The organism is Micromonospora sp. WMMD1102, assembly GCF_029626265.1.
Taxonomy (GTDB): Bacteria; Actinomycetota; Actinomycetes; order Mycobacteriales; family Micromonosporaceae; genus Plantactinospora.
This window is the reverse complement of sequence record NZ_JARUBN010000001.1, coordinates 2,759,890-2,774,288: the sequence shown is the minus strand read 5'-3', so window position 1 is coordinate 2,774,288 and position 14,399 is coordinate 2,759,890. Positions and strand designations below refer to the sequence as shown.

General features: G+C 73.0%; 15 protein-coding genes and 3 pseudogenes. 8 read left to right on the top strand and 10 right to left on the bottom strand.

The window, feature by feature from the left end; genetic code table 11:
* Positions 1 to 3 precede the first annotated feature (3 nt).
* Both pflB and pflA read left to right on the top strand, forming a co-directional pair.
* Positions 4 to 2,231, top strand: a pseudogene (pflB, locus tag O7626_RS12280) (formate C-acetyltransferase).
* A complete protein-coding gene (gene pflA, locus O7626_RS12275) occupies positions 2,228 to 3,016 on the top strand; it encodes a pyruvate formate-lyase-activating protein (protein WP_347404781.1) in 789 nt (262 codons plus the stop codon). Before pflB ends, pflA begins: the two are co-directional and overlap by 4 nt.
* A gap of 204 nt (positions 3,017 to 3,220) precedes the next feature.
* Here the strand turns inward: pflA and O7626_RS12270 are convergent, their stop codons facing one another.
* From O7626_RS12270 to O7626_RS12250, 5 genes are all read right to left on the bottom strand, one after another.
* Positions 3,221 to 3,694 carry a cyclic nucleotide-binding domain-containing protein gene (locus O7626_RS12270; RefSeq protein ID WP_278061292.1) on the bottom strand — a complete coding sequence of 158 codons (474 nt, stop codon included), beginning with the start codon at positions 3,692 to 3,694 and terminating at the stop codon, positions 3,221 to 3,223.
* A gap of 92 nt (positions 3,695 to 3,786) precedes the next feature.
* Complete coding sequence (locus O7626_RS12265) at positions 3,787 to 4,200, bottom strand: Hsp20/alpha crystallin family protein (RefSeq protein ID WP_278061291.1); 414 nt, start codon at positions 4,198 to 4,200, stop codon at positions 3,787 to 3,789.
* Positions 4,201 to 4,284: 84 nt separating this feature from the next.
* The gene (gene gap, locus O7626_RS12260) at positions 4,285 to 5,298 is read right to left on the bottom strand and encodes a type I glyceraldehyde-3-phosphate dehydrogenase (RefSeq protein ID WP_278061290.1); all 1,014 of its coding nucleotides are present in this window, start codon (positions 5,296 to 5,298) and stop codon (positions 4,285 to 4,287) included.
* The gene (locus O7626_RS12255) at positions 5,295 to 5,582 is read right to left on the bottom strand and encodes a dsRBD fold-containing protein (RefSeq protein WP_278061289.1); all 288 of its coding nucleotides are present in this window, start codon (positions 5,580 to 5,582) and stop codon (positions 5,295 to 5,297) included. Before O7626_RS12255 ends, gap begins: the two co-directional genes overlap by 4 nt.
* A 114-nt stretch (positions 5,583 to 5,696) precedes the next feature.
* Positions 5,697 to 6,413, bottom strand: coding sequence for a CBS domain-containing protein (locus O7626_RS12250; RefSeq protein ID WP_278061288.1), 717 nt, complete (start codon positions 6,411 to 6,413; stop codon positions 5,697 to 5,699).
* A 354-nt stretch (positions 6,414 to 6,767) separates the two neighbouring features.
* Here O7626_RS12250 and O7626_RS12245 point away from each other — a divergent pair, with 354 nt between their 5' ends.
* Both O7626_RS12245 and O7626_RS12240 read left to right on the top strand, forming a co-directional pair.
* Positions 6,768 to 7,643: a universal stress protein gene (locus O7626_RS12245; protein WP_278061287.1), complete on the top strand. Its 876-nt coding sequence runs from the start codon at positions 6,768 to 6,770 to the stop codon at positions 7,641 to 7,643.
* Positions 7,644 to 7,705: 62 nt separating this feature from the next.
* Complete coding sequence (locus tag O7626_RS12240; protein ID WP_278061286.1) at positions 7,706 to 7,975, top strand: dsRBD fold-containing protein; 270 nt, start codon at positions 7,706 to 7,708, stop codon at positions 7,973 to 7,975.
* Positions 7,976 to 7,990: 15 nt separating this feature from the next.
* Here O7626_RS12240 and O7626_RS12235 read toward each other — a convergent pair whose 3' ends face one another.
* The 3 genes from O7626_RS12235 to O7626_RS12225 form a co-directional block, all read right to left on the bottom strand.
* Positions 7,991 to 9,031 (bottom strand): zinc-dependent alcohol dehydrogenase family protein, encoded by a 1,041-nt coding sequence (locus O7626_RS12235; protein ID WP_278061285.1) that lies wholly within the window; start codon positions 9,029 to 9,031, stop codon positions 7,991 to 7,993.
* Between the two features lie 110 nt (positions 9,032 to 9,141).
* Positions 9,142 to 10,257 (bottom strand): serine hydrolase domain-containing protein, encoded by a 1,116-nt coding sequence (locus tag O7626_RS12230; protein ID WP_278061284.1) that lies wholly within the window; start codon positions 10,255 to 10,257, stop codon positions 9,142 to 9,144.
* Positions 10,258 to 10,454: 197 nt separating this feature from the next.
* A complete protein-coding gene (locus O7626_RS12225; protein WP_278061283.1) occupies positions 10,455 to 11,153 on the bottom strand; it encodes an alpha/beta hydrolase in 699 nt (232 codons plus the stop codon).
* Positions 11,154 to 11,268: 115 nt separating this feature from the next.
* Between O7626_RS12225 and O7626_RS12220 the strand changes: the two genes are divergently transcribed.
* Positions 11,269 to 12,231 carry a WYL domain-containing protein gene (locus tag O7626_RS12220; RefSeq protein WP_278061282.1) on the top strand — a complete coding sequence of 321 codons (963 nt, stop codon included), beginning with the start codon at positions 11,269 to 11,271 and terminating at the stop codon, positions 12,229 to 12,231.
* Between the two features lie 49 nt (positions 12,232 to 12,280).
* Here O7626_RS12220 and O7626_RS12215 read toward each other — a convergent pair.
* A pseudogene (locus tag O7626_RS12215) lies at positions 12,281 to 12,913 on the bottom strand (chitinase); the annotation flags it as partial.
* On the opposite strand from O7626_RS12215, the gene O7626_RS41530 reads away from it, so the two are divergent.
* Positions 12,849 to 13,265, top strand: a complete 417-nt coding sequence (locus O7626_RS41530; protein ID WP_347404780.1) for a hypothetical protein — start codon at positions 12,849 to 12,851, stop codon at positions 13,263 to 13,265. The pseudogene O7626_RS12215 and the gene O7626_RS41530 sit on opposite strands and share 65 nt — an antisense overlap.
* 73 nt (positions 13,266 to 13,338) lie before the next feature.
* Positions 13,339 to 13,488, top strand: a complete 150-nt coding sequence (locus tag O7626_RS41525; RefSeq protein WP_347404779.1) for a hypothetical protein — start codon at positions 13,339 to 13,341, stop codon at positions 13,486 to 13,488.
* Positions 13,489 to 13,607: 119 nt separating this feature from the next.
* On the opposite strand, the pseudogene O7626_RS41520 reads toward O7626_RS41525, so the two are convergent.
* Positions 13,608 to 13,811: pseudogene (locus O7626_RS41520) on the bottom strand (FAD-dependent oxidoreductase); the annotation flags it as partial.
* A 123-nt stretch (positions 13,812 to 13,934) separates the two neighbouring features.
* On the opposite strand from O7626_RS41520, the gene O7626_RS12205 reads away from it, so the two are divergent.
* The gene (locus O7626_RS12205) at positions 13,935 to 14,312 is read left to right on the top strand and encodes a metalloregulator ArsR/SmtB family transcription factor (protein WP_278061280.1); all 378 of its coding nucleotides are present in this window, start codon (positions 13,935 to 13,937) and stop codon (positions 14,310 to 14,312) included.
* Positions 14,313 to 14,399 lie beyond the last annotated feature (87 nt).

The window sequence follows — 14,399 nt, the reverse complement described above, 5'->3', positions numbered from 1 at the left end:
ACGATGACCACGCTCGACGCCTGGCGCGGATTCGAGGGCACGGAATGGCGGCACCGGATCGACGTCGCCGCGTTCATCCGGCAGAACTACACGCCCTACGAGGGGGACGGCGCCTTCCTGGCCGGCCCCACGGCGCGCACCACCGCGCTCTGGGACGGGCTCGGGCCGCTCTTCGCCGAGGAGCGGCGCCGGGGGATCTACGACGTCGACGCCGGCACCCCGTCGACGATCACCTCGCACGGGCCGGGATACCTCGACCGGGAGCACGAGCTGATCGTCGGGTTGCAGACCGACGCGCCGCTGCGCCGGGCGATCCTGCCGGCCGGTGGGATCCGGATGGTGCAGACCGCCCTGGAGGCGTACGGCCGCAGCCTCGATCCGCGGGTGCTGGAGACGTTCACCCGGCACCGCAAGACGCACAACGACGGGGTTTTCGACGCGTACCCGGACGCGGTCCGGCGGGCCCGCCGCTCGCACGTGATCACCGGGCTGCCGGACTCCTACGGCCGGGGACGGATCATCGGCGACTACCGCCGGATCCCGCTCTACGGTGTCGACCAGCTCGTCGCCGGCCGGCTCGCCGACCGGGCCCGGCTCGACGCGTACCGCTCCTCCCCGGCGGTGATCCGGGACCGGGAGGAGCTGGCCGAGCAGGTCCGGGCGCTGGACGAGCTGAAGACGATGGCGGCCGGCTACGGGTACGACATCTCCGGCCCGGCCAGCACCGGCCGGGAGGCGATCCAGTGGCTCTACTTCGGCTACCTGGCGGCGACCAAGGAGCAGAACGGGGCGGCGATGTCGCTCGGCCGCACCGCCACCTTCCTCGACGTCTATCTCCAGCGGGACCTGGCCGAGGGGCGGCTGACCGAGGAGCAGGCGCAGGAACTCGTCGACGACCTGGTGATCAAGTTGCGGATCATCCGCTTCCTGCGCACCCCCGAGTACGACCAGCTCTTCTCCGGCGACCCGACCTGGGTCACCGAGGCGCTCGGCGGGATGGGCCGGGACGGCCGTACCCTGGTGACCCGGACCGCCTTCCGGTTCCTGCGCACCCTGCACAATCTCGGCCCGGCACCGGAGCCCAACCTCACCGTGCTGTGGTCGCCGGCCCTGCCCGACGGCTTCAAGCGGTACTGCGCCCAGGTGTCGCTGGACACCAGCGCGGTGCAGTACCAGAACGACGAGCTGCTGCGCCCTGGGTTCGGCGACGACACCGCGATCGCCTGCTGCGTCTCGGCGATGCGGGTCGGCAAGGACATGCAGTTCTTCGGCGCCCGGGCCAACGTGGCCAAGGCGCTGCTCTACGCGGCGGCCGGGACGAGATCACCGGTGCCCAGGTGGCCCCGGCGACGCCACCGGTCGGCGGCGAGGTGCTCGACTACGACGAGGTGGTGGCGGCCTTCGAGCGGACGCTGGACTGGCTGGTCGCCACCTACGTCGACGCGCTCAACGTCATCCACTACATGCACGACAGGTACGCCTACGAGCGGCTGGAGATGGCCCTGCACGACTACCCGGTGCACCGGTTCCTCGCCACCGGCATCGCCGGGCTCTCCGTCGCGGTGGACAGCCTCTCGGCGATCAAGCACGCCAAGGTGAAGGTGTTGCGCGACGAGACCGGGCTGGCCGTCGACTTCGCCGTCGACGGAGACTTCCCGTGCTACGGCAACCACGACGACCGGGCCGACGCGATCGCCGTCTGGCTGGTCGAGGCGTTCATGGACCGGTTGCGCCGGCAGCCGACGTACCGCAGTGCCGAGCCGACGCTGTCGGTGCTGACCATCACCTCGAACGTGGTCTACGGCAGGCACACCGGGAACACCCCGGACGGGCGGCGCGCGGGTGAGCCGTTCGCGCCCGGTGCCAACCCCGGCAACGGCCGGGACCGGCACGGGCTGGTCGCCTCGGCGCTGTCGGTGGCGAAGCTGCCGTATGCCAGCGCCCGGGACGGGATCTCGCTGACCAGCACCATCACCCCGGACGGACTCGGGCGGACCCGCGAGGAGCAGACGACCAACCTGGTCGGCGTACTGGACGGCTACACCGACGCCGGCGGCTACCACATGAACGTGAACGTGCTCGACCGGGCCACCCTGGTCGACGCGATGGCCCACCCCGAGCGCTACCCGCAGTTGACGATCCGGGTCTCCGGCTACGCGGTCAACTTCGTCCGGCTCACCCCGGAACAGCAGCGCGACGTCATCTCCCGCACCTTCCACGGTTCGCTGTGAACACCGCCGCCCGAACCGCTGCGGTCACCGGGGCCGGGGCGACCACCGGGGCCGGTCCGATCACCGGGGCCGTGCACTCCTGGGACGTCTCGACCGGGGTGGACGGTCCCGGCACCAGGTTCGTGGTGTTCCTGGCCGGCTGCCCGCTGCGCTGCCGGTACTGCCAGAACCCGGACACCTGGCGGATCCGGCCCGGCCAGCGCACCGACCTCGACGCGCTCTGGGGACTGGTCTCCGGCTTCACCCGGTTCATCCAGGTCTCCGGCGGCGGCCTCACCGTCAGCGGGGGCGAGCCGCTGCTCCAGCCGGCCTTCACCGCGGCGCTGCTGCTCCGGGCCCGGGACGCGGGCCTGCACACCGCGCTGGACACCTCGGGGGGGCTCGGCGACCGGGCCGGCGACGCACTGCTGGACGCCACCAGTCTGGTGCTGCTCGACATCAAGTCCGGCGACCCGGCGACCTACCGCAGGGTGACCGGCGGCGAGCTGGCCCCGACGCTGCGGTTCGCCCGCCGGCTCGCGGACCGGGGCAATCCGATGTGGATCCGGTTCGTGCTCGTGCCGGGCCTGACCGACGCGCCGGCCAACGTCGAGGCGGTGGCCCGGCAGGCCGCCGCGCTCGGCACGGTGCAACGGGTCGAGGTGCTGCCGTTCCACCGTCTCGGCGCGGCCAAGTACGCGGCCCTGGGGCTGCGCTTCCCGCTCGCGGAGACCCCGCCGCCGTCGCCGGAGCTGCTGGCGCGGGTACGCGACCAGTTCCGCGCGCACGGCCTGACCACCCTGTGACCCGCGACCAGCCGAACCGAGCCGTGCCAAGGCGCGCTGTGGTGCGCACGCGCCCCGGGCTGCCGGCCGAGCAGACCATCAAGGTGGTGTCCGCCGACTGACCGGACGGCGCCCGCACCGGTTGCGGCCCGACAGCACACGCACCCGGGACCACACGTACCCGGGACCACACGGCTACGGCCACGGCTACGGCTACGGCTACGGCTACGAGGCGCGGTACTCCGGGTAGCCGTACAGGTCGAGCAGGCGGGTGCGGGTGGCCTGGAGCCGGTCCAGCATGACGGCCATGAAGCGGCGGTTCAGCTCGTACCCGAGCGTCGGGTCGTCCGCCATCAGGTGCCGTACCCCGGACGCGTCGAACTCGACCGCCCGGACCGGCTCGACGGCCATCGCCCCGAACTGCCAGCGGTGCGGCGCGAACAGCCAGGACCAGCCCAGCACCTCGCCCCCACCGACGGTCTCGATCACCACGTCACCCCGGCCGTGCGTGGGCAGGTCCAGCGCCACCTGCCCGGAGCGGAGCAGCCAGAACCGGGTCGCCGACCGCCCGGCCGCGAAGAGCCGGTAGCCGCGGTTGCGGTACACCGGGTGGGCGTAGGCGGTGAGCCGGTCCAGCCAGCCCGGCGCCAGGCCGGCGAGGAACGGCTGCTCGGCCAGCAGTACGCGGGTGCTTGTCATCACGTCCCCAATCGCCGTGCCAACGGCGTCGGGCCCGGTACGCCGACCGAGCCCGACTCCGCCCCGGCCCGCGTCGAGCGGGCCGGGCGCTGTCAGCTACCGTCCGTCCCGACCGCGATCGGGATGCTCCTGCCGGCACTCTCGGGCGTACCGACCAGCACTTTGACCGTCAGGATCCCGTCGGCGTACTCGGCGGTTATGGTCTCCTCCCGGGCGCCCGCCGGCAGCGGGACGGTGCGGTAGAAGGATCCGTAGTGGAACTCCGAGCGGGTCCGGTCCGTCCGCTCGCCGGAGCGCACGACGTGCAGCCGCAGCTCGCCGTCCGCGCACGTCACGGTGACGTCCTTGGCCGGGTCGGTGCCGGGCAGTTCCGCCCGGAGGGTGTACGTCTCGCCCTCCAGGAACTCCTCGATCCGGATGGCCGGCGCCAGCAGCGGGAACATGGACAGGCTGCTGACCCAGTCCAGCGGGAGAAGTCCGCCCCGGGCCTTGCTGATGGTCGACATCACGACCTCCTCGTCGTCGTCCTCTTCATCACACCTGCTGGCCGGGGCGGGCTACCAGGGACCAACGGCCCGCACCAGCCGCCGTCAGTCCCGCCCGGCGATCAGCACGGTGAGGTCCAGCAGCCGGTTGAGATAGCCCCACTCGTTGTCGTACCAGCCGAAGACCTTTACCAGCGTCCCGGCCGCCTGGGTGAGCGCGGCGTCGAAGACGCAGGAGGCCGGGTCGCCGACGACGTCCCGGGAGACCAGCGGCCGGTCGGTGTAGCGCAGCACGCCGTGCAGCGGTCCGTCCGCCGCCGCCGCGGCGAACGCCCCGTTCACCTCCGACACCGACGCCGGGGTGACGAGTTCGCAGGTCAGGTCGCAGATCGAGCCGTCCTCCACCGGCACCCGCAGCGCCACCCCGTCCAGCCGGCCGGCGACCTCCGGCAGCACCAGGCCGATCGCCTTCGCCGCCCCGGTGCCGGTCGGGATGATGTTGACGGCGGCCGACCGGGCCCGACGCAGGTCCTTGTGCGGGGCGTCCAGCACCGTCTGGTCGTTCGTGTACGCGTGCACGGTCGTCAGGTAGCCACGGGACAGCCCGAAGGTGTCGGCCAGCACCTTGACCATCGGCGCCGCGCAGTTGGTGGTGCAGGACGCGGCGGAGATCACCTGCTGCGCCGGGTGGTAGGCCGACTCGTTGACGCCGACCACGATCGTGGCGTCCACGCCCTTGCCGGGTGCGGAGAGCAGCACCCGTCGGGCGCCGGCCTTGAGGTGCTCCCCCGCCGCGTCCCGGGTACGCAGCCGGCCCGTCGCCTCCACGACGAGGTCGACGCCGAGCCGGGCCCAGGGCAGCCGTTCCGGCTCCCGTTCGGCGAACGTGGCGATCCGGCGGCCGTCGACGACCAGGTCCGTACCGTCGACGGCGACGTCGGCGTCGAGCGGGCCGAACGTCGAGTCGTAGGCCAGCAGGTGGGCCAGTACCCTCGGCTCGCAGAGGTCGTTCACGGCGACCACCTCGAAGCCGTCGTCGGCGAGCCGCCGGTCCAGCAGCCCGCGCAGGTAGTTGCGGCCGATCCGGCCGAAACCGTTGATCGCGATCCGGTAGTTCATCTCGCACCTCCCGCTGCCGCGCGGAGTCGTCGCGCGCGGGCCGTCCGTCCGGTGTCGTCCGCCGCCAGCAGCAGCCCGTGGGCGAGGTCGGCGAGCGCCCGCGAGACGGCGAGTTCGTCGCCGATCTCCGGCACCCGCCGGTCCGCCGGGTTGCGCCACGCCACGCCGTAACCGACCAGCCCGATCCGCTGCGGTGTCTGGAGCCGAGCCTCCGCCCGGGTACGCCGCTCGTCGTCGCACTCCTCGATGACGATGTCGACGGTCCATCGTTCCGCCCGAGCCATCGTGATCACCTCCGCATCTCCAGCCTGGCCCGACCCGCGGCCGGCGGACAGGGGCGAAGGTCCCGTGGCGATGCCGAACCCCGCCCTGCCCGGCAGCCGCCGCACGGCAGGCGGCTAGGCCGACGGTCCGGTGGCGCTGAACGGGTGCGACCGGTTCCACCGGGACCGGGCCAGTTCGGCGTCGTCCAGGTCGTAGCTGAGGTGGTCGCGCACCGCGACCACGCCGAGCACCGATCCGACCAGCTGGACCGTGAGCTCGGCCAGGGTGCGGCGGTCGAGGTGGCCGTCCAGCGTCACGACCCCGCCGTCGACCACGACCCGCACCTCGAACGGCTCCAGCCACAGCGTCCGGCGCAGCACCTCGTCCACGACGTCCCGCCGCAACTCCTCGTCCCGGCGCAGGTGCACCTTCAGTACGTCGGCGCGGGAGACGATCCCGACCAGGCTGCCGTCGGGCGCCACCACCGGCAGCCGCTTGACGCCCTTCTCCGTCATCAGACGTGCGGCGGCCGGCAGCGAGGTGTCCACCCCGGCGGTCACCACGGGCGTGCTCATCAGCTCCCGCGCGGTCCTGCCCGCGCCCTTCTCCCGGGGCGAGCGCCGCCGGCTGGGGAAGATGCGACGCTGTCCACCGGCGGTTCCGGCGAACTCGACCTTGTAGAGCAGGTCGGCCTCGGAGACCACGCCGACGACCTGCCCGGTCGGGTCGACCACCGGCACCGCGCTGATCCGGCCGTCGGCGAGGACGTCGACGATGGTCCGGTAGCTGGCGTCCTCGGGCACCGCCACGACGTCGGCGGTCATCACGTCCCGCACCGTCCATTTCTTCATGGCCTTCTCCTTCCCGGGCACACCCGCCGGTAGGTCCGGGCCGCACCCACGGGTGCGGCCGGCCGGCACACGGACCGGGATCTCCACGGTCTGCCCGCCGGAACGGGTCCTCCCCTCCATGGCACGCCGTCCGAGGCGGAACCGGACAGGGTCGAACGGCCCGCCCGCCGGTGGCGAGCGACCCTTCTTCCTCTCGGGATGCCGTTCGGCCCGCCGTCACGGACAGCGGGTCACCCGCCGGGCGGGACCATCGGCCCTACGCCGCGGGCCCCGGCCGCGGTTACGTTCCGTCCTGGGAGCCCGGTCGGCGGGCGTGTCCCGGAGAAGTCCGGCGGGAAGCCGGTGGAGGAAGCCATGAACGCACACCCCATCGTCGTCGGGTACGACGCCTCCGACGGTGCCCGGGCCGCCCTCTCGTGGGCGCTGGCCGAGGCCGCCCGTACCGGTGCGCAGGTGACGCTGCTCTTCGCGTTCGAGTGGCCGGCCGTGGCCAGTACGGTCGCCCCGGTGGCGACGAGCTGGCCGGACCAGGGTGCCCGGGAGGACGCGCGGAAGATGCTCGACTCCGCGATCCTCGACGCCTTCCAGACCCACCCCCGGGTGGTGGTCACCGGCACCGTGCAGGACGGTCCGGCGGCGGTCCTGCTCCGGGAGCAGTCCCGACAGGCCCGGCTGCTGGTACTCGGCAGCCGTGGTCACGGCGGCTTCACCGGCCTCCTCCTCGGCTCCACCACCGTCGCCGTGTCGGCACACGCGCACTGTCCCGTCGTCGTGGTGCGGGGCGAGCGGGAGCGGCCGGACGGCCCCGTCGTCGTCGGCGTGGACGGCTCCCCCGGTGCGCAGCTCGCCCTGGAGTACGCCTTCGCGCAGGCGGCGGCCCGCGACGCCGAGTTGCGGGTGGTCCGGGCCTGGACGCCGATCGCCCCGCGTTGGCAGCCGCCGGGCTACGGCCCCGAGGAGCAGGCGGCGGTCGAGCGGGCCGAACTCGACCGGGTGCTCACCGACGGCCGGAGCAGATACCCGCAGGTCCGGGTGACCGTCGAGGTGACCCCCGGGCCGGCCGGCCGGGTGGTGGTCGACGCGAGCCGGGACGCCCAGCTGGTGATCGTGGGCACCCGGGGACACGGCGGCTTCGGCGGGCTGCTGCTCGGCTCGATCAGCCAGCAACTGCTGCACCACGCGCACTGCCCGGTCGCCGTCGTCCGGGAACTCGCGTCGGTCACCGACTGACCACCCGGGCGCGGTCGCCCGACCGGGTCCGGCGACCAGGTCAGTTCAGTGAGGAGTCAGAGATGAGCGCCGTGAAGCGCTGGAACGTGGAGATCCTCGTCGGCGCGGCGGACGGCCGGACGTACGCCGAGGCACAGCTCTACGACGAGATCCGCGACGACCTGGTCGGCGCCGGCCAGGCGCGGCTGCGGCCCGACGGGTCGACCCCCGGGCTCGTCGGGGAGGAGGTCGCGGTGGCCCGTGCCCTGTCGGACCTGGGACACCGCCTCCTGGTGGCCGCCTCCGGAGACCTGGAGGAGGCCGTCCACACCCCCGTCACCCTGGAGCACTGACCTCGATTCGAGGGATCAGTCCTGGCCGAGGACGACCTTCAGCGCGCCGGTCTCGGCCGGTCGGCCGAAGACGTCGTACGCCGCCATGAAGTCGTCGAGCGGGAACCGGTGCGTGATCATGTGTCCCACGTCGAGCTGACCCGCGCCCAGCATGGTGAGCAGGTCCGGCGTCGAGTACGTGTCGACCAGCCCGGTCGTGATCGTGACGTTGCGGCCCCACAGCTCTTCCAGGTGCAGCACGGCCGGCTTGCCGTGCACGCCGATGTTGGCGACCCGGCCGCCCGGCCGGACCAGCGTGGTGCAGGTCTCGAACGCCCGCGGCGTGCCGACCGCCTCCATCACCACGTCCGCGCCGAGCCCGCCGGTCAGGGCCAGGACCACCTGCCGGGGATCCTCGTCGGCGTCGACCACGACGTCCGCGCCGAACTGCTTGGCCGCCCGCAACCGGCTCGCCGCTCTGTCCACGGCGACGATGTGCGCCGGCGAGTACAGCCGGGCGGTCAGGATCGCGGCGAGCCCGATCGGGCCGCTGCCGACCACCACAACGGTGTCGCCGGGCCGCACCTGGCCGTTGAGCACACCCACCTCGTAGGAGGTGGGCAGGATGTCGGCCAGCATCACGGCGGCCTCGTCGCGCACGTTCGCCGGCAACCGGTACGTGGACAGGTCGGCGAAGGGCAGTCGCGCGTACTGCGCCTGCACGCCGTCGACACGGTGGCCGAGGAGCCATCCGCCGCCGTCGCGGCACTGTCCATAGTGGCTCGCTCGGCAGTATCGGCATTTGCCGCACGCCGAGATGCAGGAGGCCAGCACCCGGTCACCCGGGCTCAGCCCGGTCACCCCGGCACCCACCTCGACGACGGTGCCGACGGCCTCGTGCCCGAGAATCCGTCCCGGCTCGACCTCGGGTACGTCACCGGCCAGGATGTGCAGGTCGGTGCCGCAGATCGTCACGGTGTCCACCTTGACGATCGCGTCCCGGGGGTCCGTGATCGTGGGGTCGGGGACGTCCCGCCAGGACTTCCGGCCCGGCCCCTCGTACACCACTGCTCTCATCGGTGCCTCCAATCCTCCTGCCTCCAACCTGCGCCCCGGGCGGGTCCGTCGGCAGGGCCGGTGCGCACCCCGGGGCGGGACCAAGGTCCCGCCCCGGGGACGACGGCCGGTCAGGAGCAGACGGCGTGGTCGACGAAGGCGTCGACGGCGTCGTCCGGGTCACCCCGGAAGTCCGGCGTCAGCGCGACGGTGACCTGGCGGCGCCGGTCCTCGGTGGTGAACGACCAGGACTGGTACGTCAGGGCGTCGCCGTCGTTGCCGTACACCCGGATCCCGCACGGGGTGACCCGCCAGGTCAGTCCGAGGCCGTACCGCCCGTCCTCGATCCCCGGCGTGCGCATCTCGTCGAGCAGGTGCTTCGGCAGCAGATGCCCACCGAGCAGTGCGGCGAAGAACCTGTTGAGGTCGCTCGCCGTGGAGACCAGCTCGCCACCGGCGCCCAGCACCGACGGGTTCATCTCGGTGTAGTCGAGCAGCGGCGGCGGGCTGCCCTCCCCCACCGGCACGTAGCCGCGCGAGTGCGGCCCGCGGATGAACGGCGACGTTCCGGGCATCTCGGTTCTGGGCAGCGGCAACGGCCGGATGATCCGGCGGGCGATCTCGTCGCCGTACGACTCGCCGGTCACCTCCTCGACGATCTGGCCGAGCAGCACGTAGTTGGTGTTCGAGTACCCGAAGGTGCGACCGGGCGGCTCGAAGGCCGGCGGCTCGGCCACCGCCCGCGCGACGAGTTCGGCGGCGGTCCAGGTCCGCCACCGGTTCGCGAAGAACTCCGGTCGCGGCGGCATCGGCAGCGTCCGCCGGACGTCGTACAAGCCGCTGGTGTGGTCGAGCAGGTGGCGCACGGTGACCAGGTGACCGTCCGGGACGACTCCGGGCAGCCACTCCTCGACCGTGTCGTCCAGCCGCAGCAGGCCGTCGTCGACGAGTTGCAGGACGACGACGGCGAGGAACGTCTTCGTGATGCTGCCGGCCCGGAACCGGCCGTGCGCCGGGACCGCCCGGGTGGTGTCCAGCGCGGCGACACCGCTGGTGCCCCGCCAGACTCCGTGCTCGTCGCGTACCTCCGCCAGCGCGCCCACCGCGCCGACGGCCACCACCTCGTCGAGCCGGCGCTGCGACTCGGCGCGGTCCGGCTTTTCGGGCGCGGCGGCGACCGCGACCGGCGCCGCGACCACCGCCACGGCCGCCGTCGCCGCCACCAGAACCCGACGTACTCGCTTCATCCCCGACCTCCCGTGAGCAGTTCGTCAGGAAGGAGCCTTCCGGACCGGCAGGGGCGGACATATCCGGGAACGCCCTGGGTGAACCCCGGAAGGCCGGCTCAGGGTTCACCGGACGAGGTGGCCACGGCAGTCCACGTGCGCGGTCGCCGGGGTCGACGGCGCCGGGGTCAACAGCGGCGGCATCGACGGCGCCGGGGTCAACGGCCTGGGTCGACCGAATCCGCCACGGACGACAGCAGTCCGGCGAGTGCGACCGGTTGGGTGACCATCGGCCAGTGGCCGGAGTCGATGTCGACCAGTTCCAGGTGTCTGACCCTGGCGAGTTCGGGCAGGTCGCCGCCGTCGATCCAGCTCCGTGCCTGGGCCGGGGTGAACTCCGGGCAGACGAGCACGACCGGCACCTCGAACCGCCGCTCGTCGTGCAGGCGCACCACGCCCCTGGCCACCTCCGCCGGGACCGGGACCGCCCGGGCGGCGAAGGTGCGCCGGGCCTCCTCATCGAGGTCGGCCGAGTCCGGCCCTTCGAACGGACCCCAGCCGGGGAAGGGCATCACACCGTCGGCCAGGTCGAAGAAGTCGGCGTAGCTGCCGCCGTCGACGGTCGGGAAACCGCCGACGAGGACGACCTCGGCCACCTTCTCCGGTCGCGCGTCGGCGGCCAGCCAGGCCAGCGTGCAGGCGGCGGAGTGCCCCACCACCACGGGCTTCCCGGTGGCCGCGTCGACCGCGGCGAGGACCGCCGCCACCTGGTCGTCGAGGGTGGCGGTGGTCGACCCGTCGCCCTGGCCGGGGAGGGCGACCGGAACGGCACGGTGGCCGCGCGCCTCGATCGCGGGCACGACACCGTCCCAGACGGATTCGTCCAGCCAGAGGCCGGCGACAAGCAGAATGTCCATGATCAGTTCTTCCTCTTCGGCGCGCTCGGGTCGGGTCCGGTGCCGGGCACACCGTAGGACCGGTTCCGGACGATCCGCGTCCGGTTTCCGTCGGCGACCGCCTAGTCTTGCCCGGATGCCGAGCGAACTCAGTCCGACCGCACGGGCACTGCGGGCCATGGAGATCCTCCAGGCCCGTCCCGGCGCGACCGCCGGCGAACTCGCCGAGGGGCTCGGGGTCACCGAGCGGGCCGCCCGCCGGTACGTCGGGATCCTCCGCGAGGCAGGCATTCCGGTCGAGTCGACCCGGGGACCGTACGGCGGTTACCGGCTCGGGCGCGGCACCCGGCTGCCTCCGGTCGTCTTCACCGAGCCCGAGGCGATCGGACTGGTCATGGCGGTACTCGACAGCCAGCCGACCGCCGTGCACGTCGACGACCTGGTCGGCTCGGCCCTGCACAAGGTCATCCGGGCCCTGCCGGGAAGTGTCGGGCGGCAGGCGGCGGCGCTGCGCGAGTACGCCTCGGCGGCCCCCGACCGGTCTTCGGCCCGACCCGATCCGAGCCTGGCCAGTGCTCTCGTCGCCGCCGTCGCCGCCCGCCGACGGGTGCTGTTGACCTATCGGAGCGGGTCCGGCAACGAGTGGGAGGCCGAGGTCGACCCGTGGGCGGTCGTGGTCCGGCACGGCCGCTGGTACCTGCTGTGCCACTCGCACCGCGCCGACGCGATCCGCACCTACCGACTGGACCGGGTCCGTGCCGTCCGGGAGACCGCGCACCGGTTCGTCCCGCCCGAGGACCTCGACCCGGTGGCGACGCTGGAGGAGAACCTGGGCAGCGGATGGGAGTTCCCCACCCGGGTGGTGTTCGACGCCCCGCTGACCGAGGTGGCCCGCTGGGTCCGGCCGCCGATGGGACGTCTCGAACCACTCGGCGACGGGTGCGTGCTCCTCGGCAGCACGGGCAATCCGGCGATGTACGCCCAGGAGTGGCTGGCCACCGTACCGTTCGCCTTCCGCGTCGACGGCGGCCCCGAACTCCGGGCCGCGGTCGCGGCGGTGGGGGCGCGGTTCACCGCCGCCCTCGCCGACCCGCCTTGACAGCATGCCGGGGCCCGCCGTGACAGCGTGGCGGGCCCCGGCGGACGGATCAGCAGTACAGGTTGGCTCCCGCCGACACGCCGAGGATGCCGACGAACTGCTGGTACCTGCTGACGCGGCTCTGCACCTGCCCGGGGTTGCCCCCGTTGCACTCGATCGAGCCGTTGATGCTGCGGATGGTCTCGCCGAAGCCGGCGCCGTTGACCATCGCGTTGTGCGCCGTCATCCGGCCCGGGCCGTTCTGGGTCATCCAGTACCAGATGGCGGTCTTCCAGGCGACCGCGGCGTCGTTCTGCACCAGCCACGGATTGGTCAGCAATGGCAGCCCGAGGGCTTTGCCGGCGGCGTTGTAGTTGAAGTTCCAGCTCAGCTGGATCGGCCCGCGCCCGTAGTAGGCGGCCTGCCCGGCGGGGCAGCCGTACGGCTGGCCGGCGTCGCAGTAGTGCGGGTAGTTGGCGGTGTTCTGCTCCACGATGTGCACGAGCCCGCCGGTCTCGTGGTGCACGTTCGCCAGGAAGGCCGCCGCCTCCTGACGCTGGACGGTGCTGCTGCCGGTCCTGCTGAAGGCCGGGTAGGCGCTGATCGCGGCGACCAGGCCGGAGTAGGTGTAGAAGGAGGTGCGGCCCGGGAACATCTGGCCGAACTGCGCCTCGCTGACCACGAAGTTGCCGGGGTTGGTCGGCGCGGTGGGCGGCGAGCGTCCGGGTGCCGTCCGAGACCTCGACCCGCCCGTCGGCGGCCGGCCCGAGACGCTGCACGGCGAAGCCGGTGACCAGTGCGATGCGGCCGGCTTCGACGTGTTCCCGCAGCCGGCTGCCGAGGGCGCCCCGGGCCGGCAGGGCGTCGGCGGTCTCCCCGCCGTAGCTGCGACCCGGGTCGCCGGCCCGGATCGCCCAGGTGACCTGTGTCCCGTCGACCTGGCCGGCGAGTTCGGCGAGCGCGAGCAGGGTGTTCGCGGCGGAGTGGCCGGCGCCGACGACCAGGGTGTGCCGGCCGGCGAACCGCTCCCGGCCGGCGCCGAGGACGTCGGGTAGGGCGGGTTCGAGGAACGGGCCCGCCTCGTTCTCGCCGTGCGCGGGGATCCCGGAGCCGCCGAGGACGTTCGGAGTGGCCCAGGTGCCGCTGGCGTCGACGACCGCCCGGGCGAGCAGGTCCGCGCCGGAGTTCAGCCGGAGCAGCAGCGGCGCGTTCTCCCGGCCGGCGGTGCGGAGCCGGTCCATGCCGAGCCGGGTCACCGCGCGGACCCGGGTCCGGTAGCGGATGTTCGGCTTGAGTGCGGGGAGGTCGGCCAGCGGCTGGAGGTATTCGCCGACGAGTTGGGCGCCGGTCGGCAGGGTCGCCGGATCGGGTTCGACCCAGCCGGCGTCGTGCAGCAGTCGGGCGGCGGCCGGATCGACGTCGTACCGCCAGGGCGAGAAGAGCCGTACGTGTCCCCACTGGGCAACGGCGGCGCCCGGTCCGTTCCCGGCTTCGAGCAGGGTGAACGGCAGCCCGCGCTCGTGCAGGTGGGCGGCGGCGGCCAGCCCGACGGGTCCGGCGCCGATCACCGCCACCGGCAGTTGGTCCAAGCCGTCACTCATCGAAACTCCCCCTGCCCGTAAGGCGCCCCGTCAGCGGCCCACAGACTTCCCCGGGACCCCTTGTCTTGAGGTTCTTCGAATCAGAGATTTGCGCACTGTTTTGACATCTGTCAACCTAGACCCATGTCGAAGCAGCTGCCGACACTCAGCCTGGCCGACCTCAACGCCGGGCTGCCGTGCTGCGCGCCGATCAGCGAGCAGCGGATCCCGGCGGAGACCGCCGTCGCGCTCGCCCCGGCCTTCAAGGCACTCGGCGACCCGGTGCGTCTCCAGTTGATGTCGATGATCGCCTCGGCACCGGACGGTGAGATCTGCGTCTGCGATCTCACCCCGGCGTTCGAGCTGTCCGGGCCGACGATCTCGCACCACCTGAAGACGCTGCGCGAGGCTGGCCTGGTCGACGCCGAGCGCCGGGGCACCTGGGTCTACTACCGCGCCCGGCCGGCCCTACTGCGCCAGCTCGCCGGCCTACTCGAATCCGGCGGCCCGGCGAGCGCCTGAACATCCCGCCTCCGCCCGCTGGACGCGGGCGACCAGCGAAGACACCTGATGTTCACCCGGCCGCACTGGACGCGGCACGACCACGAA